Source organism: Bacillus sp. FSL K6-0073, assembly GCF_038006085.1.
Lineage (GTDB): Bacteria > Bacillota > Bacilli > Bacillales > Bacillaceae_G > Bacillus_A > Bacillus_A cereus.
The window spans coordinates 1,525,487-1,546,616 of sequence record NZ_JBBOUN010000001.1; the positions used below are offsets into that span (position 1 = coordinate 1,525,487).

The following is a 21,130-nucleotide window of genomic DNA, read 5'->3' on the forward strand; positions in this document are numbered from 1 at the left end:
ATGAGCGAAAGTAGATAGTGTAATTGTACTGAAAAGAATGAAGTTAAGATTGGAAGGTGGAAGCGGTCATGCAAATACAATATACTTTGTTGCATTGTTTAAAACAATTGAATGGTGAAAGAACCGTTTCTTCTATTTATTATTTACTAAAGGGCAAACGTTCTTCGCAAACTTTACAAGATGGAAATATGTTCCGAATTTCTTTTTTGTTCGGAATATACAAATCATTGAATAGAAATGACTATGATGGTGAAGTTGCAAAGTTGTTGCAAGCGAATTTTATTCAAGAAATACATGAAAATACATATGTGTTAACACCTACGGGTAAAATGCAGTTACATAAATGGGAGGAAGTCTATGCTTTTCCGGCGCATTTGCATGGTTTACATTATGGTGAATTAGGTGAAACATTTTGGAAAAGATTATCATTAATTATTCAAACTATATCAAATTTACAACAGAATAATACGAAGTTTATCCCAATTCAGCAAGATACAGAAATAATGATGTGGGTGAAACGTTTTCTAACAGGAATACCATATAAGAGAAGTGAGTTGGCGAGAAAACTATGGACGGAAGTACATAATCTTTTAGAAAAGAGCAATACGATAGAAGCGACGATTGTAACATATCGACTAACGGGTTATGAACGTATTGGTTGTACATTGCAACAATTAGCAGAAATTACGAAACAAGATATATTCAGAGTGTATTTTTTATTTTGGGGTACAATGCATTTCTTTATACAAGAAGTTCGTGATAAAGAAAATGAATTTCCACTATTAGCTGAAATTATATCTTATCCAAATGAGAGAGCCGAATTATTTAGTTTATCGACGAAAAAAACATATAATTTTTGGAGACAAGGACGTTCTTTAGAAGAAATAGCGACGATTCGGAATTTAAAGGTTGCAACGATAGAAGATCATTTTGTTGAAATTGCTTTGCGAGAAAAAGATTTTTCTATTGAAATGTTTATGGAAAAAGAAAAGATAGACAAAGTAATAAAAGTAATTGAAGCATTGCAAACGCGGAAGTTACGTGTTTTGAAACAAGCGGTTGGAGAAGATATCTCTTATTTTGAAGTTCGTCTTGTATTAGCGCGGATGGAGGGTGTAAATGAAACTTGAAGAATATTTATATAAGTGGTTTGGATATTCTGAATTTCGTCCAGGTCAAAAAGGAGTTATTACAGATTTATTAGAAGGAAAAGATGTGATAGCAATGCTTCCGACTGGAAGAGGGAAATCTATGTGCTATCAGTTTCCGGGGCTTATGCGAGAAGGAACAGTGCTTGTTGTATCACCGTTATTATCTTTAATGGAAGATCAAGTGACACAATTAAAGTATGTTGTGAAAAACCGAGTAATAGCATTTAATAGTTTTCGGACATTAAATGAAAAAAGAGAAGCGATGAAAAAATTATCTTCATATAAATTTATTTTTGTTTCACCAGAGATGTTACAGTCGGAGTTATTAATTAGGGAATTGAAGAAAATTCATATTTCATTATTTGTTGTTGATGAGGCTCATTGTATTTCTCAATGGGGTTATGATTTTAGACCGGACTATAAAAAACTAAATGTAGTTATTGAAAATATTGGTTCTCCTACAGTATTAGCATTGACAGCCACAGCGACAAAAGGGGTACTGCAGGATATCGCAAATAGTTTAAATTTAAAGGGTGCCGCGGAACATGTATACTCTATTGACCGTCCTAATATTGCAATGGATGTGCAATTTGTAGAGACGATAGAAGAAAAGAAAGAGGCGCTTTTAGAGCAGGTGATGTATTTACAAGGGCCGGGGATTGTATATTGCTCAAGTAGAGCGTGGACAGAAAGGTTAACGGAATACTTGAGAGGAAAAGGTGTTACTGGTGTAGCTTTTTATCATGGTGGTATGGAACATGAAGAGCGTATGTTAATTCAACAGCAGTTTATGAACGATCAACTGCAACTTGTAATATGCACAAGTGCATTTGGTATGGGGGTAAATAAGGCGAATACGCGATATATTATTCATTTTCATTATCCAACTAATATAGCTTCTTACTTACAAGAAATCGGAAGAGCTGGAAGAGATGGCGAACCGAGTATAGCTATTTTATTATGTAGTCCGTTGGATCATGATTTACCAATTTCAATCATTGAGGATGAATTGCCAAGTAAGTCACAAATACAATTTTTATTTTCTTTACTACAAGAAAGAATGTTTCAAACGAAAGAATTACCAATAGAAGATGTAGAAGAAATTTGTTATAATGCAGCAAGATTTAATGAGCAATATTGGCGTTTCGTTCGTTATCATCTCGAACAGGTTGGAATTATACAACAACGAAGATTATTATTAGAAGGTTTGTCAGATGAAATCATGAACCGATTAATAGCTGAAGTAGAACTAAGGTTGCGTAATAAATATAGTGAGCTAGAAAATATGAAGTCATGGATACAAGTTAAAGGATGTAGACGTGAATATGTGCTGCAACAGTTCGGTTATAGGAAAGAGCAAGAGTTAATTAATTGCTGCGATTATTGCGGTATTACAAAAGAAGATTATAAAAAAAGACGAGCGCAACAATCGGATTTCGACTATAATTGGGAAACAGAGTTACAAAAGCTTTTCGGCCTAGAAAAGATGGAGGAATGATGAACATTCAAAGGCATAATGTTGAAGATATGAGTCCGCAGGAAATAAGGCTGAATCTATATATAACACAGTTAATTATTATCGGTATTGGCTGTTTACTGGCATATATATTATTTCAAGATGTAAAAGAAGTCTTTAATTTATGGAAGTGGGAACCAGTATCTATACTTATTATAGGTGGTTTGTTAGCGATTGGTATTGTGTTATTAGATTATGTTGCAATGCGAGTGTTTCCGGAGTCTTGGTTTGATGATGGTGGTATTAACGATAAGATGTTTCGAGGAATGTCCGTTCTGCATTTACTCGTTATTACGTTCTTAATTGGTTTTGCAGAAGAATTTTTATTTAGAGGTGTAGTACAGACTCATTTTGGAATTGTAATTGCGAGCTTCGTATTTGCAGTGTTACATATTCGTTATATAACAAAGCCATTTTTGTTTTGTTTCGTCTGTTTCATTAGTTTTGTCTTTGGTTATGTATTTGAATGGACAGGAAATTTGTTTATAACAATCTTTGCACACTTTCTTGTTGATTTTATAATGGGACTCCAATTAAGAAAATAAATGGAAGGTGGTGGTGAACAACATGAGGAAACGAATTCCTGATTTTGAAGAGGAATTAGAAGTTGAGCGAGTGGAAGAAAAAGAAAGTTTACCGCCGCGTAGTGAAATTCATAGAAATAAAGAAAAAAAACAAAAGTTTAAAATAAATCACATTTTCGTCCGGGTTTTAACATTTCTATTCATTCTGCTGCCAATTAGTATTTTGTGGTATACGGATAAATATATTCAGGTGAAGGGTGATAGTAATAATGCCGGAAAAAGTGCGTTTGAAGTAATCTTCTTTGATTCAGCTAAATCTGAGTCACAGAAACATTCTGAAAAAGTAATAACGCATACTGTGAAAGAGGGAGAAACTTTAGAAAGTATAGCGAAGCAATATTTTTCAGATGGAAATGGAATTGAAGTAATTAAAAAGTATAATAACTTGCAAGAAGATGAAGTGAGTGCAGGTCAAGAATTAAAAATTCCGATAAAAGATAAGTCCACAAAGCAAGAAAGCTAGTGAGTTAAGCGATCACAGTTTGTTATAAAAGCCTAGGATTATCTTTATGAGGAGGGGAGTCAAAAATATGATATGGATTATATTATTCAGTACTCTCATAGGCATGGGGATTTTATTGCTTCTTGTGATGTATAAAGAAGCGATGCGTAATACGGTGTTGGAACATACTTTAGTATTTAAAGAATTTCCGAAAAGTTTTCAAAAAGTAAATGTGTTTTTTATTTCTGATATTCATAGAAGAGTCATTTCGAATTTGTTAATTGAACAAGTAAAAGGAAAAGTAGATCTCGTAATTATCGGAGGAGATTTAGCGGAGAAAGGTGTCTCTTTATCAAAAATCTCTGCGAATATTCAAAAGTTAAGAGAGATAGCTCCTGTATATTTTGTGTGGGGAAACAATGATTATGAGATAGAATATCATGAATTAGATGCGTTATTATTAGAAAATAACGTAAAAGTTTTAGATAATACAAGAGTGGTATTTGAGTCTGAATTAGGCGAGAAAATTTGTTTGCTCGGTATAGATGATGTTGGATTGCACCGTGATCGTCTAGATTTGGCATTGGCGGATTGTAAAGAAGATGGTTTTCGTATCCTAGTTAGTCACAACCCTGATATAATAAAAAAAATGTCTGGAAATGAACAGATTTCACTTGTCTTAAGTGGACATACGCATGGAGGGCAAATCCGATTATTCCCATCTAAAAAATATTTAAAAGGTGGCGTATATAACCATTTAAATACGATTCTCTTTGTTAGTAATGGGTATGGAACAACATTGATACCACTTCGTTTCCGAGCACCTGCTCAAACACACATCATTACATTGTGCGGAGGGAAATGATGCCAACTCTTAATGGGAAATACAATATAAAAGCCGTTTCGAATATAATTGGAGTTCAGCCGAGTACGCTTCGTGCATGGGAAAGACGATATCAAATTATTGCCCCAAAGCGGAATCAAGCTGGGCATCGTTTATATACAGAAGAGCATATTCAAATTTTAAAATGGTTAATGGAAAAAGTTTCTTCCGGTATGATGATTGGACAAGCAGTTCAATTATTAGAAGAGAATCGTTTGCAGAGTACAGTTCAAAAAGAGATACATTTCGATAAAGAAGTTGTTTTAGTGGACGATTTGCTACAAGCTTTGTTAAAATTTGATGAAATTACAATTGCTGCATTATTAAACGAAGCTTTTAGTATATATTCAACAGAGAAGGTTGTTGCCAGTATTGTTCTTCGAGTGACAGACAAATTATTAACGTCAAAAAATAATAATGAGATTTCAATGGTGCAATTTCAATATGCACTATCATTTTTACAAACGCGTCTAGGGATGGTGTATCACAATGCCTCAATGTTTTCCTCTTTACACAAAGTTATTGTGTTAGAAAAGGATGCATTGAAAGGATTTATTTTTTCAACTTATTTACGCTTAAAAGGATATGAGGCGATATATATTAGGACAAGCTTAGCTGAAGATGGTATGTTATCAGCGGTAGAGGAAATACAGCCGAAATATGTATTTGTATCTTTTGCTGACGAACAAGAAATGAAAAAGACGATGAACTTTATAAATTTATTACAAGAAAAAAGGGAATCTCTTTCAGTTGGATTTATCGGAAAGCTAGGCGTTCTAAACCAGTTGGACATTGAAACAATCTTAATTGGTGATACGAAAGAAGAATGGGATGGATGGTTAAAAATGTCGGAATAGTTGTTCGAAAAGAACCATCTATTTTCTATTTCATATAATAAAAATTAGATGCATTGGTTACGTAGGGAGGGTATGAGATGAGGCTGGAACGATTAAATTACAATAAGATAAAAATTTTTCTAACATTTGATGATTTATCTGAACGAGGATTAACGAAAGAAGATTTATGGAGAAATGCACCGAAAGTACAGCAATTATTTCGTGATATGATGCAAGAAGCAAATAAGGAATTAGGGTTTGAAGCAGATGGTCCGATTGCAGTTGAAGTGTTTTCTCTACAAGCACAAGGAATGGTTGTAATTGTAACGAAAGAAAATCAAGAAATGGATACAGATGATGAGTTCCGTGACGAGTTTATTGAAATGCAAGTGACTCTAGATGAAAGTGAGCATATATTATATGAGTTTGCTACGCTAGATGACGTAATTAACCTGTCGAATCGCTTATATAACCTTGGTGTAACTGGCGGAAAGCTATATACGTGGGATGAGCGCTTCTATCTTTGGGTGGAAGAAGAGGAACAAATTCAATTGTTAAAGGCGGATTTTATAGCTATTTTAGCGGAATACGGTAATCCGTCTACAGCAACCATTTATCGCATCATGGAGTACGGTAAAGAATTAATGGATGTTAACGCGATAGAGCAAATACACAATTACTTTGTGAAAAAACAAAACCTCAGCTAATACAACATAGCTGAGGTTTTGTTTTTATTTGGAGAAGGGAAGGGATGATTGTAAATACTCGAACATACTTTTTGAAAATAAAATATGCAGTTTTATAGGAGTGTGGTTGATGAAAATAAAAAACATTTAAATATTTAAGTATTTTACTTTTCTAAAAGTAATAAAAGGACTATAATAATAGTGAAAACGCTTGCAACAGAAAATAGTTTGTATATATTTGTTAGCGTTTTCTATTGCATTCCAAATTTAAGGGTGTATACTAGGCAATGAAGGTTTACTAAACAAGTGAAATTACAGGGGGTTTACTTACTATGGTAGCCGAAAAGGGAACTCAAACAAAAACACAACAACAAAGGGAACAACATTTTGAACTATTGAATTCAACACAAATTGTTATTAGTGAAGCGTTAGAAAAATTGGGTTATCCAAACGAAGTATATGAATTATTAAAAGAACCAATTCGTATGATGACAGTGAAAATACCAGTTCGTATGGATGACGGGACTGTTAAAATATTTACAGGATATCGTGCACAACATAATGATGCTGTTGGTCCAACGAAAGGTGGGATTCGCTTCCATCCGAATGTAACAGAAAATGAAGTGAAAGCACTTTCAATCTGGATGAGTTTAAAATGTGGTATTGTTGATTTACCATATGGTGGAGGTAAGGGTGGAATTATTTGTGATCCACGTGAAATGTCATTCCGTGAGTTAGAAAGATTAAGCCGCGGTTATGTACGAGCAATTAGCCAAATCGTAGGACCGACGAAAGATATTCCAGCTCCAGATGTATTCACAAACTCTCAAATTATGGCATGGATGATGGATGAGTATAGCCGTATTGATGAATTTAATTCACCAGGATTTATTACAGGTAAACCGCTTGTATTAGGTGGATCACATGGACGTGAAACAGCAACAGCGAAAGGTGTAACAATTTGTATTCGCGAAGCTGCGAAAAAACGTGGCATTGATATTAAGGGTGCACGCGTTGTTGTTCAAGGATTCGGTAATGCTGGTAGCTTCTTAGCTAAATTTATGCATGATGCAGGTGCGAAAGTTATTGCAATCTCAGATGCTTACGGCGCGTTACATGATCCAAATGGATTAGATATTGATTATTTATTAGACCGTCGTGATAGCTTCGGTACAGTAACAAAGCTATTTAACAATACAATTTCAAACAAAGAATTGTTAGAACTTGATTGCGATATTTTAGTTCCAGCTGCAATTGAGAACCAAATTACAGAAGAAAATGCTAATGATATTAAAGCGAAAATCGTTGTTGAAGCTGCAAATGGTCCAACAACATTAGAAGCGACTAAAATTTTAACAGATCGCGGAATTTTACTTGTTCCAGACGTGTTAGCAAGTGCTGGTGGTGTAACAGTATCTTACTTTGAGTGGGTACAAAATAACCAAGGTTACTACTGGACTGAAGAAGAAGTAGAACAACGTTTAGAAAAAGTAATGGTAAGATCATTTGATTCTATTTATGAAACAGCACAAGTTCGTAAAGTGAACATGCGCTTAGCGGCGTACATGGTTGGTGTTCGTAAAATGGCTGAAGCAAGCCGCTTCAGAGGTTGGGTATAAAATATTATATCTTGAGAAAACGTGATTTCCTTTCGAGGGAATCACGTTTTTTTGTTGAAGTATTAAATGAGGTGTTGTATATGGAGAATAAAATGCTGGAGCGAGTAGAACAATTAGAAGAAAAGGTTAAGAGGTTAGAGGGAGAACTCGCAAGAACGATGAAAGCTCGAAAAATAAGTACCATTCGGATGTTCGGGGAAGGGCTACTGTTTCTGATATTTGGTGTGGTTGTAGTAGGGCCGATTATTGCCGTTGTAATCTCAATTTTTACTTGGCTTGCTGAAAAATAAAATAAAAATAAAAAAGAACGCTTGTTCTATACGAACAAACGTGCTATACTCTCCTTAGATAAACAAAACGGAAATGATTTTAAGGAGAGATAAATGATGAAAATGACAGTAGACCAAAGATTTATGATGCCAGCAGATGTTGTAGAGCGAGTGGAAGTATTACGAAACAAACAAAGCAAGCGTGGCACATTATTACAATCGGTAAATAAATTTTTCGGTTTAGATACGAAAGAAGATTGTGTTTGGTTTTACGGTTTTTATGGAGTGGCTGTAAGTATCTTGTTGTTTATGGTGTTCACTTCAAATATTTTCGATTTTCTCTTCGCGTAAGAAATATGCGATAAGGACATTGCTACCGAATACATATATAAGGAAGTAAGGTAATCTTCTAGAGCGGGAGTTGGTAGCAATGGCGATGTTTCCTATAGAGCGCAATTATATTGGATATGGAAGTTCACGACCGGGGATTCCTCTGACTAAAGTGAGATTTATCGTAAGCCATGATACAGGGAATCCTGGAAGCAATGCGATAGGGAATCGAGATTACTTTAATGAATTACAACCGAAAGCTTCGGCGCATACATTTATAGATGATAAAACAATATTGGAGATTATTCCTATAAATGAAGTTGCGTATCATGTTCGATATGGTGTGCCGACGGATAATGACTTATATGGCTATGACGCAAATAAGGCGGCCATTGGAGTGGAACTTTGTTATGGTGGCGATGTTAACTTTTGGGAAGCGTATAATCGTTTTACATGGTATCATGCGTATTTATGCCAAAACTTTGGCTTAAATCCGAAAAAAGATATCGTGTCACATAAAACGCTTGATCCAGCTAGAAAGATTGATCCTGAGAATGTATTAGGGAAACAAGGTATTAAATTTCAGCAGTTTTTAGCAGATGTCTATCGGATGTACGTTTCGTTTAGATGACAAATATATGAAAAATGAATACAATAAAGATAGGTGCCTACTGCTGTAAGTAGGTTTTTTCTTGTTTTTATAAATAGTGCATTGGTAGAAGACTAGGAGTGGACGAGTATGCAGAAAGAAACAGTTATTATAATCGGAGGCGGTCCGTGCGGATTAGCGGCTGCAATTTCGTTGCAAAAGGTAGGGATAAATCCGTTAGTAATTGAAAAAGGAAACATTGTAAATGCCATTTATAATTATCCAACTCATCAAACATTTTTCTCTTCTAGTGAAAAATTAGAAATTGGTGATGTAGCTTTTATTACAGAAAATCGTAAGCCAGTTCGAAATCAAGCGCTTGCGTATTATCGTGAAGTAGTAAAACGTAAATCTGTACGTGTAAATGCTTTTGAGCGAGTGGAGAAAGTTCAAAAAGATGGAGAAGTTTTTCAGGTTGAGACGACAAAGCGTGACGGAAGTAAGGAAATGTATATAGCGAAATATATTGTTGTAGCAACTGGATATTATGATAATCCAAATTATATGAATGTTCCAGGTGAGGAATTGAAGAAAGTAGCTCACTATTTTAAAGAGGGGCATCCTTATTTTGATCGAGATGTAGTAGTTATAGGTGGGAAAAACTCGAGTGTAGATGCCGCGTTAGAACTTGTTAAATCTGGTGCACGTGTAACGGTACTGTATCGTGGAAGTGAGTATTCACCAAGCATAAAGCCTTGGATTTTGCCGGAATTTGAGGCGTTAGTACGAAACGGTACAATTCAAATGCATTTTGGAGCTCATGTGAAAGAGATTGCTGAGCATACATTAGCGTTTACAGTTGATGGTGAAGCTTTTACAATCCAAAACGATTTTGTATTTGCGATGACTGGTTATCATCCTGATCATAGCTTCTTAACGAAGATGGGTGTTCAGATTGATGAAGAAACAGGACGTCCAATTTATACAGAGGATAGAATGGAAACGAATGCTGAAAATATTTTCATTGCAGGTGTCATTGCTGCTGGAAATAATGCAAATGAAATATTTATCGAGAACGGTAGATTTCATGGAGATGCGATTGCGCAAACCATTGCATCAAGAGAAAAATAAAAAGGAGCTGTCGGGAAAATCTCGACAGCTCCTTTTTATTCGTGCATAAACATATTTTGAATGGATTCATGGGAATTTGTATTCTCTAATGCAACAAGTAATTTAATGCGTGCTTTTTGTGCATTTAAGCCGTATGTGAATACAATGCCCATATCTTTTAAGTGTTTACCGCCACCTTCATACGAATATACGTCTTGAACGATACCGTTGAAACAGCGAGAAACTAATACGACAGGAATACCTTTATTTAATAATCTTTCTAGGCTAGGTAGTGTTCTTGGAGGGAGATTACCTTGTCCAAGAGCTTCGATAACAATGCCGTCTACAGGAAGATTTTCGATTGCTGCTAATAATGTATCATCCATGCCAGCATATGCTTTTAGAACAACTACATTTTTAGACACTTTGTTTATCGTATATGATTCGCGATGTACTAAAGCGTGATGGAAGACAACGCCGCGTTTTGTTACCATTCCAATTGGTCCGTATTGTGGACTTTGGAATGTTGCGACATTACTTGTATGTGTTTTCGTTACATTTGTAGCGCAATGAATTTCGTCGTTTAATACGACTAAAACACCTTTTTCTGCAGCTTCATCACAACTAGCAACTTTTACAGCTGATAAGAAGTTATATAGACCATCAGCACCTAACTCATTGCTAGAGCGCATTGCACCTGTCACTACGATCGGAATAGTTGCTTGTACTGTTAAATCTAAGAAATAAGCTGTTTCTTCTAATGTATCCGTACCATGCGTAATAACTACGCCATGAATGTTGTCTTGTTTTACTCTTTCATCAATGATGACTTGTAATTGTAACATTTCGCTCGGTGTCATATGAGGAGATGGTAGATGGAACACATCTTCAACGATTAAATCAACATCGCCTTCTAAATCAGGAATGAATTTTAAAAGAGGATTTTTTTTACCTGGTTGTACGACCCCAGTTTCTTTATCTTCCTCCATTGCAATTGTTCCACCTGTGTGTAAAACTAGGATTCTTTTCAATGCTTATACCCCTTTCAAGTAAAAAAATACATTTAGAACATAACATGTTTTGAGTAAATTCGACAATGGAAATGTATAAAAGTATGCCTCGAAAATGACAATAAAATTAACTGCTATATGTACGATGTATAAAATTACGAAACGAAATGTGCAAATATAGTATAGGAGGGAGAAATTACGGTGAAAAAGATGGAGAGAATTTTTATTCGTATATTAATAATACAATTCATTTGTCTTTCTGTTGTACAATTGTTATTTATACATAAGTCATCAGTGAAATATTTATCTAAAATTGTTTATTATGAGGGTGTTATGGTAAAAAACAAAGTGGAAATCTTGCAGGTGAATCGGTAGTTTTCATTTTCTTCTATGAAGGATTATGCTACAATAATTGAGGATTTAATGACGCGAAGCAAATGAGAAGAAGCAGGGTGAACACCTGCTTTTCGTTTTGTTTTAAAAGTGAAAAAATGAGGTGTTACAATGGATAAACGAATTTCGATTGCTATAGATGGTCCAGCAGCTGCAGGGAAAAGTACAGTGGCAAAAGTTGTTGCGAAGGAACTTTCTTATGTTTATATTGATACAGGCGCAATGTACCGTACGCTTACATATGCAGCCCTTGAACAAAAAGTAGACATTGAAAATGAAGAGCAGTTAATGGAAGTTGTAAAGAATGTAAATATTGAGTTTCAGCAAGGAGAAAATACACAGCTTGTATTTTTAAATGGACAAGATGTTTCTGAAGTAATTCGTACACCTGATGTGACGAATCGAGTATCTATTGTAGCCAAACATCGCCTTGTTCGTGAAGAAATGGTACGTCGTCAGCAAGAGTTAGCGAAAAAAGGTGGCGTTGTAATGGACGGCCGTGATATTGGTACACATGTATTACCGGATGCTGAAGTGAAAATCTTTATGCTTGCTTCTGTTGAAGAAAGAGCGGAAAGAAGGCATTTAGAAAATTTAAATAAAGGTTTCGATTCTAATTTAGAGCAGCTAAAAGAAGAAATTGCTCAGCGTGATAAATTAGATTCAGAACGCGAAGTTTCTCCACTAAAAAAGGCTGATGATGCATTGGAATTAGATACGACTTCTTTATCAATTGAAGAAGTTGTCCAAAAAATTATGAGCATTGTTTCTGGGGTGTTTGCGAAATAAAGAAAGGGGATAATCCTCTTTCTTTTTTTGTTTAAATAGAAATGTAAAGGATACGTGAATTGTGAGTCTCTTTCCTTGACAAATGAGCTGATTTGTAAGAAGTTAGTTAAAGAGGAATAAAACTGTCAGAATATATTCGCTATTATATTTCAAAACATACTTTTTTCAAGCTGGTTTTGCTGTATACTATTTATATAGGTTTAATATATTTTCTTGTGAATGTTATTGAAAAAGAGTATGTGATGAGAAATTCTTAAACATGCAAATGAAAACTTTGTTTTCATTTCGTATATACATAAAAAATGCTTTGTCAATTCTGTAGGGAGGTATTTCCATGGTAGAGAAAATGAATGAAGAAGTTATGGATTCAAAAGAATTACAAGTTGGTGACGTTGTTACAGGTTCTGTAACGAAGGTTGAAGAGAAACAAGTGCTTGTAAATGTTGGATACAAAACAGATGGCGTAATTCCAATTAGTGAATTAGCTAACGTTCATATTGAAAAAGCAAGCGATGTTGTAGAATTAGATCAAACACTAGAGTTAAAAATTATTAAATTAGAAGAAGATGATCTTGTCTTATCTAAACGTGCTGTTGATGCAGAAAAAGCATGGGTAGAACTACAAGAGAAATTTACTTCTGGTCATGTATTTGATGTTACTGTAAAAGATATTGTGAATGGCGGATTAGTTGTGGACCTTGGTGTTCGCGGTTTTATTCCAGCTTCACTTGTAGAAGTGCATTATGTAGAAGACTTTACTGACTATAAAGGTAAAACATTAGCGGTGAAAATTGTTGAATTAGACCGTGAAAAAAATCGTGTAATCCTTTCGCATAAAGCGGTAGTAGAATTAGAACTAGATTCTAAGAAAAAAGAAGCAATTTCTTCATTAAAAGAAGGGGACGTTGTTGAAGGAACAGTACAACGATTAACTGACTTTGGCGCATTCGTTAATGTTGGTGGAGTGGACGGTTTAGTTCACATTTCACAAATTTCACACGAACGTGTAGAGCAACCTTCTGAAGTGTTAGAGCAAGGTCAAAAGGTTAAGGTAAAGGTGTTATCTGTTGATGCTGATACACAACGTATTTCTTTATCAATTAAAGCAGCTCAACCAGGACCTTGGGAAAACGTTGCTGGCGAAATAAAAGCTGGAGATATTCGTGAGGGAGTAGTAAAACGCCTTGTTACATTTGGTGCATTCGTTGAGGTTTTACCGGGCGTTGAAGGACTTGTACACGTATCTCAAATTGCAAATCGTCACGTGAAAAATCCGAATGAAGTATTGGAAATGGGACAAGAAGTAAAAGTGAAAGTACTTGAAGTTCACGTAGCAGAGAAACGTATTTCTTTAAGTATAAAAGAAGCGCTTGAGGAAAATAATGTAACTGAAGATTATAGTCAGTATGAGCCAAATGCTGATTCTGCTACTTTCCAATTAAGTGATATTATTGGTGAACAACTGAAAAAATTAAAGAAATAATGAGGGGTACAAGTGGTAAGGGCAAAACGTAAATTAGATCATATTGAATACGCTCTTTCTACTGGTCAGTCTCGTACGCATGGCTTTCATGATATTGATTTTGTGCATCAAAGCTTGCCAAATTCAAATTATGACACAATAACATGTGAAACAAAAATCGGCGAACTTTCACTAAGTTCGCCGATTTTTATCAATGCGATGACTGGTGGTGGAGGAGAGAAAACGTTACATATTAATGAGCAATTAGCATATGTAGCGAAACATCATAACCTTGCTATGGCTGTAGGTTCGCAAATGGCGGCGTTAAAAGATGAAAGTGAAGCTGCTTCTTATAAGGTGATTAGAAAGGTAAACCCAAATGGTATTTTCTTTGCTAATTTAGGTAGTGAGGCAACTATCGAGCAGGCAGAGCGCGCCGTTGATATGATTGAAGCGAATGCATTACAAATTCATTTAAATGTCATACAAGAGTTAACGATGCCAGAAGGAGACCGTGATTTTACTGGAGTACTTCAGCGTATTGAGAAAATTGTTTTAAATAGTAAAGTTCCTATCATTGTAAAAGAAGTTGGATTTGGGATGAGTAAGGAAACAATGCAACAGTTAGTGAACGTAGGTGTAACAGCAATTGATATTGGTGGGCAAGGTGGTACAAATTTTGCTGCTGTTGAAAATGAAAGAAGACAGCGAATGCTTTCTTATTTTAATAACTGGGGCATACAAACAGCAACCTCGATTATTGAAGCAACCTCTACAAATAATAACCTCTCTTTTATTGCATCTGGGGGTATACAAACAGCGCTTGACGTAGCGAAAGCGATCGCATTAGGGGCGAATACAACTGCGTTTGCTGGTTACTTTTTACGTATTTTAATGCAAGATGGTATCGAGAAGTTAGTGGATGAAATTGAGCTTCTACATACAGATTTGAAATTTATAATGACAGCTCTTGGTGCGAAGACGATAGAAGAGTTGCAATCTGTACCTCTTGTTGTAAAGGGTGAAACATATCATTGGTTAATGCAGCGTGGTATTGATACTGCGCATTATAGTAGGAGATAAAAAATCAACCGTTCGGTTGATTTTTTTTGTTCTATTCTTTTTCGTAATATAAAGTGGAGAATGGGACTAGTATTATATAAAAATATCATTTCGTAAAAATTGCAATTGAAAAAGACTAAAAAATGTAGATGGTGTGTTGTCGAATTACTGGATAGAACTTAATTTTTAACGGGAATAGGTGAAGGTAAAAAGAAGTAATGGGAGGATATAGTGCGCAAAATATTATTTCAATATAAATAGAAAACATTAAACTGATTATGTAAAAGACGGTTTCGTACAATATCGAAACCGTCTTTTTGTATTAATTAGTGCTGGTTTTGTTTTCGAGCCTGTTCTGGTGTATCAAGTCCAGTTGCACCTGGATATTGTAGTGATTGATCACGATCGGATTCAACGCGGCGTGATTCTCGTAGTTTTCGTTCTTGGCGATCTTTACCCATAATGAATAACACCTCCTTGTTAAAAGTGTTGCTGTTATAAGAAAAAACTATGCGTAAATAAAGTGGATTAACTTTCATAAAAAGTTCCCATAATGGAAAACATAGGAGGTGAAGTTGATGGATGGAAGTACTTTTTATTTTGTAGCTTGGATAGGGTGGATCATTGTAACCTTTTTTATGAAAAAGGACCTTATTCGGTGGAAGTTAGGCGCTTGTATACTGATTTTTATAATTTGCTCTCCGTTACATGTAACGATTGCCTCATTCGTGGTATCAGTAAATGCTCTTTTACTTTGTATTATTTCTTTTATAGGGATCACGCTATATTCTGTCTGGAAAAAATTATATAGCTTACTTTCGGCACTTATTATTGCAATGTTATATACAAGTTTTCATCTGTTAGAAATATATGATCCGATTTGGATTGTGGTGGATAGAGTGTTTCTGCTAAGTAGTGCTCTTGTGTATGCATCGGTGTTATTGCATGGGGATCGCATATTACGATTATGTTCTCTATATGTAGGGATGTTACAAGGAGAGCTGCTAGTGACATTTATTTTTAGGAAATTGAATTTCCCATATGATTACGGTAGTTTAGCATTTTTTGATATCGTCGCCGTTTCTACATTATTCATGGCAGTATTGTTTTGGAGTGCAAAAGCATCAGTATACATGGAACGGTTTAAGAGAAAAACACGTAAAAGAAAGGCGAGGGTAATACATGACTGAATATACACCAGCCATTTTATGCGGCGTAATAGCGGGGACAGTTACAAGGGTGCTAATGCTTCGGACGGATACGCGGCAATATCCGACGAGGCTGCATGGGAAAATTATTCATATTGCAATGGGGTTAATTGCAGCTGCTTTAGGAGCGATTGCAATCCCGTCTATTTTGAAAAAAGATTTTTCTGCCATTACATTTCTTACGTTAGCAGCGACACAATTTCGTGATGTACGTAATATGGAAAGAAATACGCTTCAACAATTAGATGGGTATGAGCTCGTACCGCGTGGAAATACATACATTGAAGGAATTGCATTGGTTTTTGAAAGTCGCAACTATTTGGCAATGTTAACGTCGTTTGCAACGACGTTTGCGTATATAGGATTCCGTTCATGGATTGCAGGAGTAATTATGGCTATAATCGCATTTTTTATCGCGAAAAAATTAATGTCTGGTAAAAGGCTGCATGATCTTGTTGAAATTGAGCACGTTCCGCTTCGTTTTGAAGGAGCAGGGCTTTATATTGACAATATTTACATTATGAATATTGGATTGCCAGCAAGACAAGAAGAAATTATGAAATATGGTATGGGTTTTATTTTAAAGCCGAAATCAATTGATGCGATGGTTACAATCTCAAATTTAGGGCAACGACAAGCTATTTTACACGATGTTTCAGTAGCGTTAGGGATTTATAGAGATTCTGGTACACCAGCGCTTGTACCGTTAGCAAAGCGTGATTTAGAGGATGGCAGGGTTGGGATTTTTGTACTGCCGCAAGATCAAGATGCAGAGAAAGCGATAGGTGTCATAGGAAATGTACCAACGTTAGAAAGTGCTGTCCATATGTCATCGGAAGCCCCGAAAGGAAGGGGAGATAAGAGATGATGTTAGAAAGTGTTATTCTGGCAGTTATAACAACGACTCCAGAAAAATTTGCAGGTGGTGCTCCTTTATTCGTTTGCGAATCGACAGAGGAACTAGAATTTATTGCAAATAATTTAGAGGCAATTTTAGATGGTATTGCACATCGCTTACAAGAGAATGTATATATTATTGTGAAACATTAGCAACGTGTGTTATAATGTGAGGTGTTTTGATACGTTGAGAAATATTCTGGAATGCAAATCCCTTCTTGCACAAAGAAGGGTTTTTTACATAATAAACAGAAGCAAGTTGAAAGGATGAAAGTATATGCCGAAACCAGTAATAGCGATAGTAGGTCGCCCGAACGTAGGGAAATCTACTATTTTCAATAGAATTGTTGGAGAAAGAGTTTCAATCGTAGAAGATATTCCAGGTGTAACGCGCGATCGTATTTATAGCGCTGGAGAATGGTTAAATCATGAATTTAACATTATTGATACGGGCGGAATTGATATTGGAGACGAGCCGTTTTTGACACAAATTCGTCAACAAGCTGAAGTAGCAATTGATGAAGCGGATGTTATCATTTTTATGACAAACGGTCGTGACGGTGTAACAGCAGCTGATGAAGAAGTTGCAAAAATTTTATATCGTTCAAATAAACCGGTTGTACTTGCAGTAAATAAAGTGGACAATCCGGAAATGCGCAGTGACATTTATGACTTTTATGCATTAGGATTTGGCGAACCATTCCCAATTTCAGGTACACACGGATTAGGATTAGGTGACTTACTAGACGAAGCTGCACAACATTTTCCAAAGATTGAAGAAGACGGATATGATGAAGACACAATTCGTTTCTCTTTAATTGGACGTCCAAACGTAGGGAAATCATCACTTGTAAATGCTCTTCTTGGTCAAGAGCGTGTAATTGTTAGTAATGTAGCAGGAACAACTCGTGATGCTGTCGATACACCATATAGTAAAGATGGAAAAGATTATGTAATTATTGATACAGCTGGTATGCGTAAAAAAGGAAAAGTGTATGAAAGTACAGAAAAATATAGTGTACTTCGTGCGCTAAGAGCGATTGAACGTTCTGACGTTGTTTTAGTCGTTTTAGATGGTGAAGAAGGAATTATTGAGCAAGATAAAAAAATCGCTGGATATGCTCATGATTCAGGGCGAGCTGTTGTTATCGTTGTAAATAAATGGGATGCAGTGAAAAAAGACGAGAAAACAATGAAAGCATTTGAAGAAAATATCCGTGCTCATTTCCAATTCTTAGAATACGCACCAATTGTTTTCTTATCTGCAAAAACAAGAAAACGTACACAAACATTAATACCGGTTATCGATGAGGTAAATGAAAGTCATAGTATCCGTATTCAAACGAACGTATTAAACGATGTAATTATGGATGCGGTAGCGATGAATCCGACGCCAACTCATAATGGTAGCCGTCTGAAAATTTTCTATGCAACACAAGTTGCGGTAAAACCACCGACATTTGTTGTGTTTGTAAACGATCCAGAATTATTGCACTTCTCATATGAGCGTTTCTTAAAGAATCGCTTACGTGAATCATTTGGCTTCGTAGGAACACCGATTCACATTATCGCTAGAGCAAGAGACTAATGGAGAGGATGTGATTTTATGACAAAAATCACAGTAGTAGGAGCAGGTAGCTGGGGAACAGCGTTAGCGATGGTATTAGCTGACAATGGACATGATGTACGTATTTGGGGAAATCGCCCAGAACTTATGGATGAAATTAATACGAAACATGAGAATAGTCGATATCTCCCAGGCATTACATTGCCAAGCACAATCGTAGCCTACTCTTCTTTAGAAGAAGCATTAGTAGATGTAAATACAGTACTGCTAGTAGTACCAACGAAAGCGTACAGAGATGTATTACAAGAGATGAAAGAAATTGTTACTGAACCAATTACTTGGATTCATGCGAGCAAAGGAATTGAACCTGGTACGTCAAAACGTATTTCGGAAGTGATTGAGGAAGAAATTCCAGAGCATTTAATTAAAGATGTTGTTGTACTGTCTGGACCGAGTCATGCTGAAGAAGTCGGTTTACGACAAGCGACAACAGTTACGTCTGCAGCAAAGCGTATGGAAGCGGCTGAGGAAGTACAAGATTTATTTATGAATAGTTATTTCCGTGTATACACAAATCCAGATATCGTTGGAGTTGAACTTGGTGGTGCGTTAAAAAATATTATCGCATTAGCTGCTGGTATAACTGATGGTCTTGGATTAGGTGATAATGCAAAGGCGGCATTGATGACACGTGGTTTAACAGAGATTGCTCGTTTAGGAAGAAAAATGGGCGGGAATCCGTTAACGTTTGCTGGTCTAACTGGTATGGGAGACTTAATTGTAACGTGTACAAGTGTTCATAGCCGAAATTGGCGCGCTGGAAATATGCTTGGAAAAGGACACTCTTTAGAAGAAGTGTTAGAAAGTATGGGTATGGTTGTGGAAGGTGTAAGAACAACGAAAGCTGCTCATGAATTGGCAGAGAAAATGGAAGTTGAAATGCCGATTACAGCTGCTTTATATGACGTGCTGTTCAATGGGAATAACGTAAAAGCTGCGGTAGGCTCATTGATGGGGCGTGTTCGAAAACATGAAGTGGAAGCTATACCTGATTTACTGTAAAGAAAAGCGACAGAAGTACATTTGTACTTCTATCGCTTTTTTTATTTTTTGGGTCTTTTCACCATTTTTTCATTTTTGCATAGGATGAAGAGTAACTTGAGGAGAGGGTGAAAAGAATGGATAATAACATTTTTAATAATATTGAGAAGGAAGCGAAAGTAAATAAAGAGGATATTTTTAAATTAGCATCATCCGTGCAAAATGCGAATTTACGTGATGAAACTGTACTTCGTCAATTAATTCATCAAGTGGCTCTTATGGCGGGACGTGAAGTGCCGAAAGAGCAAGAGGATCAAATTGTAAAAGCGATTATTAATAATAATATGCCAACAGATTTTGGCTCGTTAAGCAAAATGTTTAAAAAATAAATTATGAGAAACAAAGAGTTTGTAGATTGCATATGATAGCCATGAAAGAATGGGAATAGAGCTGTTTTTGGGCATATTTGGTCAACCGAAGCGAGAGATACAATCGCTTCGGTTTTATTTTTGTCTAGATTGGTGAGAAATGCTGGAAAACCTATTGATTAAAGTTACATATTCGCAATTTGTAGTAAAAAGTTCTTTTTGTATTTGTTTAAAGATTTTAATTTGTTAAAATAGTATAAAAATAGATTAATAAAAAGGGGTGTGTATATGTCAGAAGGGCTTATGAAAATGTGGTTAGCTTTAGGGGCAATTGGATTTATGTTTTTTGCAGTAAGTTTTATTTTATTAAGTAGACATAAAATAAAGAATAAATTTTTGAAAGGGATTACAGCGTTAGTAGCGTACACCCTTATGATTGTGTCAGGAATTGTTATTTTTCTTGTTGTATTTAGTGGACCTGTACAGCAGTAAATGGAATGGTCTCGAAAATACTACATACGGAGCAAGTTAGATTAGTATGAAAAGGTGATGGTAGTGAAAAAATTCCATATTATTTTAATATTTTGTTGTATGAGCCTTTTAACGGGGTGTCTGTATCCGAAAGAAAATATGAAGCAAAATGCGGTTCCTTATGAAGATCAGCTACAGGTTGTTCAAAAAGCTGTTGTGACATTTAAGGAGCAAAATGATGGGATATTGCCAATTAAGACGAGGGATATGAGTACACCTATTTATCAAAAGTATCCAATCGATTTTCAACAGATTGCCCCGCGTTACATACAAGAAGCGCCAGGGAATGCGTATGAAAGTGGAGGAGTATACCAATATGTATTAATAGACGTTGAAACAAATCCAACAGTAAAGTTAATTGATGTTAGGATAGCTGAACAAATTCAGGAACTATCTTTAAAGCTTAGGATGTATCGTGATGAACATCAATATCCACCTTTTAAAAAAGTAATTTCAGATGGTGTATATGAATTGGATTTCAAAAAACTAGGATATAAAGATGTGCCACAAGTGACAAGTCCATATTCTGGTAAAGGACTTCCTTTTGTAATTAATGAAAAAGGAGAAGTTTTTGTTGATTATAGAATCGACTTATATGACGCTTTGAAAAGAAATGAAGGGCAGTTTGCGGAGGGAGAAGATATTCGAAATATACTTTCGAAAGGTTCCCCGTTTGTACCAGCTTATTCTTTACCGTACACAGTAAAGGACGGAGAACCAATTTTTTTAAAATGATAAGTCATGAACCTTTCTTTTAGTGAATAAGTTCTAGAAGAAAGGTTTTTTA

The 21,130-nt window shown here is 35.6% G+C and carries 26 protein-coding genes; 24 read left to right on the plus strand and 2 right to left on the minus strand.

Going from position 1 to position 21,130, the window contains the following annotated elements:
- Window positions 1-68: 68 nt before the first annotated feature.
- From MHB52_RS08045 to MHB52_RS08100, 12 genes are all read left to right on the plus strand, one after another.
- Entirely contained in the window at window positions 69-1,130 is a 1,062-nt protein-coding gene (locus tag MHB52_RS08045; protein WP_001167008.1) for a helix-turn-helix domain-containing protein, read from the plus strand.
- The gene (gene recQ / locus MHB52_RS08050) at window positions 1,120-2,649 is read left to right on the plus strand and encodes an ATP-dependent DNA helicase RecQ (protein WP_016117484.1); all 1,530 of its coding nucleotides are present in this window, start codon (window positions 1,120-1,122) and stop codon (window positions 2,647-2,649) included. The genes MHB52_RS08045 and recQ overlap by 11 nt, the downstream gene beginning before the upstream one ends.
- On the plus strand, window positions 2,649-3,212 hold the full coding sequence (locus MHB52_RS08055; protein WP_001025780.1) for a CPBP family intramembrane glutamic endopeptidase: 564 nt from the start codon (window positions 2,649-2,651) through the stop codon (window positions 3,210-3,212). Before recQ ends, MHB52_RS08055 begins: the two co-directional genes overlap by 1 nt.
- A gap of 22 nt (window positions 3,213-3,234) precedes the next feature.
- Window positions 3,235-3,714 carry a LysM peptidoglycan-binding domain-containing protein gene (locus MHB52_RS08060; protein ID WP_001231553.1) on the plus strand — a complete coding sequence of 160 codons (480 nt, stop codon included), beginning with the start codon at window positions 3,235-3,237 and terminating at the stop codon, window positions 3,712-3,714.
- A 67-nt stretch (window positions 3,715-3,781) separates the two neighbouring features.
- The gene (locus tag MHB52_RS08065; protein ID WP_000637796.1) at window positions 3,782-4,558 is read left to right on the plus strand and encodes a metallophosphoesterase; all 777 of its coding nucleotides are present in this window, start codon (window positions 3,782-3,784) and stop codon (window positions 4,556-4,558) included.
- Complete coding sequence (locus MHB52_RS08070; RefSeq protein WP_001142651.1) at window positions 4,558-5,433, plus strand: MerR family transcriptional regulator; 876 nt, start codon at window positions 4,558-4,560, stop codon at window positions 5,431-5,433. The genes MHB52_RS08065 and MHB52_RS08070 overlap by 1 nt, the downstream gene beginning before the upstream one ends.
- 77 nt (window positions 5,434-5,510) lie before the next feature.
- Window positions 5,511-6,119 carry a genetic competence negative regulator gene (locus tag MHB52_RS08075; RefSeq protein WP_001235402.1) on the plus strand — a complete coding sequence of 203 codons (609 nt, stop codon included), beginning with the start codon at window positions 5,511-5,513 and terminating at the stop codon, window positions 6,117-6,119.
- Between the two features lie 311 nt (window positions 6,120-6,430).
- A complete protein-coding gene (gene gudB, locus MHB52_RS08080; protein ID WP_000225173.1) occupies window positions 6,431-7,717 on the plus strand; it encodes an NAD-specific glutamate dehydrogenase in 1,287 nt (428 codons plus the stop codon).
- A gap of 80 nt (window positions 7,718-7,797) precedes the next feature.
- Entirely contained in the window at window positions 7,798-8,007 is a 210-nt protein-coding gene (locus MHB52_RS08085) for a hypothetical protein (RefSeq protein WP_000428473.1), read from the plus strand.
- A gap of 93 nt (window positions 8,008-8,100) precedes the next feature.
- Window positions 8,101-8,337 (plus strand): DUF3961 domain-containing protein, encoded by a 237-nt coding sequence (locus tag MHB52_RS08090; protein ID WP_001983018.1) that lies wholly within the window; start codon window positions 8,101-8,103, stop codon window positions 8,335-8,337.
- 79 nt (window positions 8,338-8,416) lie between these two features.
- Window positions 8,417-8,947 (plus strand): peptidoglycan recognition protein family protein, encoded by a 531-nt coding sequence (locus MHB52_RS08095; RefSeq protein WP_001240655.1) that lies wholly within the window; start codon window positions 8,417-8,419, stop codon window positions 8,945-8,947.
- Window positions 8,948-9,055: 108 nt separating this feature from the next.
- Entirely contained in the window at window positions 9,056-10,036 is a 981-nt protein-coding gene (locus MHB52_RS08100) for a YpdA family putative bacillithiol disulfide reductase (RefSeq protein ID WP_061663866.1), read from the plus strand.
- A 35-nt stretch (window positions 10,037-10,071) separates the two neighbouring features.
- Here MHB52_RS08100 and ansA read toward each other — a convergent pair whose 3' ends face one another.
- Window positions 10,072-11,046 carry an asparaginase gene (gene ansA / locus MHB52_RS08105; protein WP_000822026.1) on the minus strand — a complete coding sequence of 325 codons (975 nt, stop codon included), beginning with the start codon at window positions 11,044-11,046 and terminating at the stop codon, window positions 10,072-10,074.
- Window positions 11,047-11,226: 180 nt separating this feature from the next.
- On the opposite strand from ansA, the gene MHB52_RS08110 reads away from it, so the two are divergent.
- The 4 genes from MHB52_RS08110 (at window position 11,227) to MHB52_RS08125 (ending at window position 14,752) form a co-directional block, all read left to right on the plus strand.
- Window positions 11,227-11,400, plus strand: coding sequence for a YpfB family protein (locus tag MHB52_RS08110; protein WP_000738057.1), 174 nt, complete (start codon window positions 11,227-11,229; stop codon window positions 11,398-11,400).
- Between the two features lie 129 nt (window positions 11,401-11,529).
- Window positions 11,530-12,207, plus strand: a complete 678-nt coding sequence (gene cmk, locus MHB52_RS08115; protein WP_000361252.1) for a (d)CMP kinase — start codon at window positions 11,530-11,532, stop codon at window positions 12,205-12,207.
- A gap of 334 nt (window positions 12,208-12,541) precedes the next feature.
- Window positions 12,542-13,690, plus strand: coding sequence for a 30S ribosomal protein S1 (rpsA, locus tag MHB52_RS08120; RefSeq protein WP_000229561.1), 1,149 nt, complete (start codon window positions 12,542-12,544; stop codon window positions 13,688-13,690).
- 12 nt (window positions 13,691-13,702) lie between these two features.
- Window positions 13,703-14,752 (plus strand): type 2 isopentenyl-diphosphate Delta-isomerase, encoded by a 1,050-nt coding sequence (locus tag MHB52_RS08125; RefSeq protein ID WP_000251036.1) that lies wholly within the window; start codon window positions 13,703-13,705, stop codon window positions 14,750-14,752.
- A gap of 305 nt (window positions 14,753-15,057) precedes the next feature.
- Here the strand turns inward: MHB52_RS08125 and MHB52_RS08130 are convergent, their stop codons facing one another.
- On the minus strand, window positions 15,058-15,192 hold the full coding sequence (locus tag MHB52_RS08130; RefSeq protein ID WP_000513900.1) for a YpzI family protein: 135 nt from the start codon (window positions 15,190-15,192) through the stop codon (window positions 15,058-15,060).
- Window positions 15,193-15,309: 117 nt separating this feature from the next.
- On the opposite strand from MHB52_RS08130, the gene MHB52_RS08135 reads away from it, so the two are divergent.
- From MHB52_RS08135 to MHB52_RS08170, 8 genes are all read left to right on the plus strand, one after another.
- A complete protein-coding gene (locus MHB52_RS08135) occupies window positions 15,310-15,921 on the plus strand; it encodes a YphA family membrane protein (protein WP_000349096.1) in 612 nt (203 codons plus the stop codon).
- Window positions 15,914-16,807, plus strand: coding sequence for a YIEGIA family protein (locus tag MHB52_RS08140; protein ID WP_000141596.1), 894 nt, complete (start codon window positions 15,914-15,916; stop codon window positions 16,805-16,807). Before MHB52_RS08135 ends, MHB52_RS08140 begins: the two co-directional genes overlap by 8 nt.
- On the plus strand, window positions 16,804-16,989 hold the full coding sequence (locus MHB52_RS08145) for a capping complex subunit for YIEGIA (protein WP_000979058.1): 186 nt from the start codon (window positions 16,804-16,806) through the stop codon (window positions 16,987-16,989). Before MHB52_RS08140 ends, MHB52_RS08145 begins: the two co-directional genes overlap by 4 nt.
- Before the next feature lie 124 nt (window positions 16,990-17,113).
- Entirely contained in the window at window positions 17,114-18,424 is a 1,311-nt protein-coding gene (der, locus tag MHB52_RS08150) for a ribosome biogenesis GTPase Der (protein WP_001125893.1), read from the plus strand.
- A gap of 18 nt (window positions 18,425-18,442) precedes the next feature.
- Window positions 18,443-19,465 carry an NAD(P)H-dependent glycerol-3-phosphate dehydrogenase gene (locus MHB52_RS08155; RefSeq protein ID WP_000161762.1) on the plus strand — a complete coding sequence of 341 codons (1,023 nt, stop codon included), beginning with the start codon at window positions 18,443-18,445 and terminating at the stop codon, window positions 19,463-19,465.
- Window positions 19,466-19,581: 116 nt separating this feature from the next.
- Window positions 19,582-19,833, plus strand: coding sequence for a stage VI sporulation protein F (locus MHB52_RS08160; RefSeq protein ID WP_000369754.1), 252 nt, complete (start codon window positions 19,582-19,584; stop codon window positions 19,831-19,833).
- Window positions 19,834-20,100: 267 nt separating this feature from the next.
- The gene (locus MHB52_RS08165; protein WP_001289004.1) at window positions 20,101-20,304 is read left to right on the plus strand and encodes a DUF2768 domain-containing protein; all 204 of its coding nucleotides are present in this window, start codon (window positions 20,101-20,103) and stop codon (window positions 20,302-20,304) included.
- 63 nt (window positions 20,305-20,367) lie between these two features.
- Window positions 20,368-21,078 (plus strand): hypothetical protein, encoded by a 711-nt coding sequence (locus MHB52_RS08170; protein ID WP_000713405.1) that lies wholly within the window; start codon window positions 20,368-20,370, stop codon window positions 21,076-21,078.
- Window positions 21,079-21,130 lie beyond the last annotated feature (52 nt).

Coding starts and splice junctions, on each gene's coding strand:
- MHB52_RS08160 (WP_000369754.1), top strand. CDS start 19,582: ATGGATAATAACATTTTTAATAATATTGAGAAGGAAGCGAAAGTAAAT.
- MHB52_RS08045 (WP_001167008.1), top strand. CDS start 69: ATGCAAATACAATATACTTTGTTGCATTGTTTAAAACAATTGAATGGT.
- MHB52_RS08145 (WP_000979058.1), top strand. CDS start 16,804: ATGATGTTAGAAAGTGTTATTCTGGCAGTTATAACAACGACTCCAGAA.
- MHB52_RS08140 (WP_000141596.1), top strand. CDS start 15,914: ATGACTGAATATACACCAGCCATTTTATGCGGCGTAATAGCGGGGACA.
- cmk (WP_000361252.1), top strand. CDS start 11,530: ATGGATAAACGAATTTCGATTGCTATAGATGGTCCAGCAGCTGCAGGG.
- MHB52_RS08130 (WP_000513900.1), bottom strand. CDS start 15,192: ATGGGTAAAGATCGCCAAGAACGAAAACTACGAGAATCACGCCGCGTT.
- MHB52_RS08065 (WP_000637796.1), top strand. CDS start 3,782: ATGATATGGATTATATTATTCAGTACTCTCATAGGCATGGGGATTTTA.
- MHB52_RS08055 (WP_001025780.1), top strand. CDS start 2,649: ATGAACATTCAAAGGCATAATGTTGAAGATATGAGTCCGCAGGAAATA.
- MHB52_RS08075 (WP_001235402.1), top strand. CDS start 5,511: ATGAGGCTGGAACGATTAAATTACAATAAGATAAAAATTTTTCTAACA.
- MHB52_RS08070 (WP_001142651.1), top strand. CDS start 4,558: ATGCCAACTCTTAATGGGAAATACAATATAAAAGCCGTTTCGAATATA.
- MHB52_RS08060 (WP_001231553.1), top strand. CDS start 3,235: ATGAGGAAACGAATTCCTGATTTTGAAGAGGAATTAGAAGTTGAGCGA.
- gudB (WP_000225173.1), top strand. CDS start 6,431: ATGGTAGCCGAAAAGGGAACTCAAACAAAAACACAACAACAAAGGGAA.
- MHB52_RS08135 (WP_000349096.1), top strand. CDS start 15,310: ATGGATGGAAGTACTTTTTATTTTGTAGCTTGGATAGGGTGGATCATT.
- MHB52_RS08095 (WP_001240655.1), top strand. CDS start 8,417: ATGGCGATGTTTCCTATAGAGCGCAATTATATTGGATATGGAAGTTCA.
- MHB52_RS08165 (WP_001289004.1), top strand. CDS start 20,101: ATGTCAGAAGGGCTTATGAAAATGTGGTTAGCTTTAGGGGCAATTGGA.
- rpsA (WP_000229561.1), top strand. CDS start 12,542: ATGGTAGAGAAAATGAATGAAGAAGTTATGGATTCAAAAGAATTACAA.
- recQ (WP_016117484.1), top strand. CDS start 1,120: ATGAAACTTGAAGAATATTTATATAAGTGGTTTGGATATTCTGAATTT.
- MHB52_RS08100 (WP_061663866.1), top strand. CDS start 9,056: ATGCAGAAAGAAACAGTTATTATAATCGGAGGCGGTCCGTGCGGATTA.
- MHB52_RS08085 (WP_000428473.1), top strand. CDS start 7,798: ATGGAGAATAAAATGCTGGAGCGAGTAGAACAATTAGAAGAAAAGGTT.
- MHB52_RS08090 (WP_001983018.1), top strand. CDS start 8,101: ATGATGAAAATGACAGTAGACCAAAGATTTATGATGCCAGCAGATGTT.
- der (WP_001125893.1), top strand. CDS start 17,114: ATGCCGAAACCAGTAATAGCGATAGTAGGTCGCCCGAACGTAGGGAAA.
- MHB52_RS08155 (WP_000161762.1), top strand. CDS start 18,443: ATGACAAAAATCACAGTAGTAGGAGCAGGTAGCTGGGGAACAGCGTTA.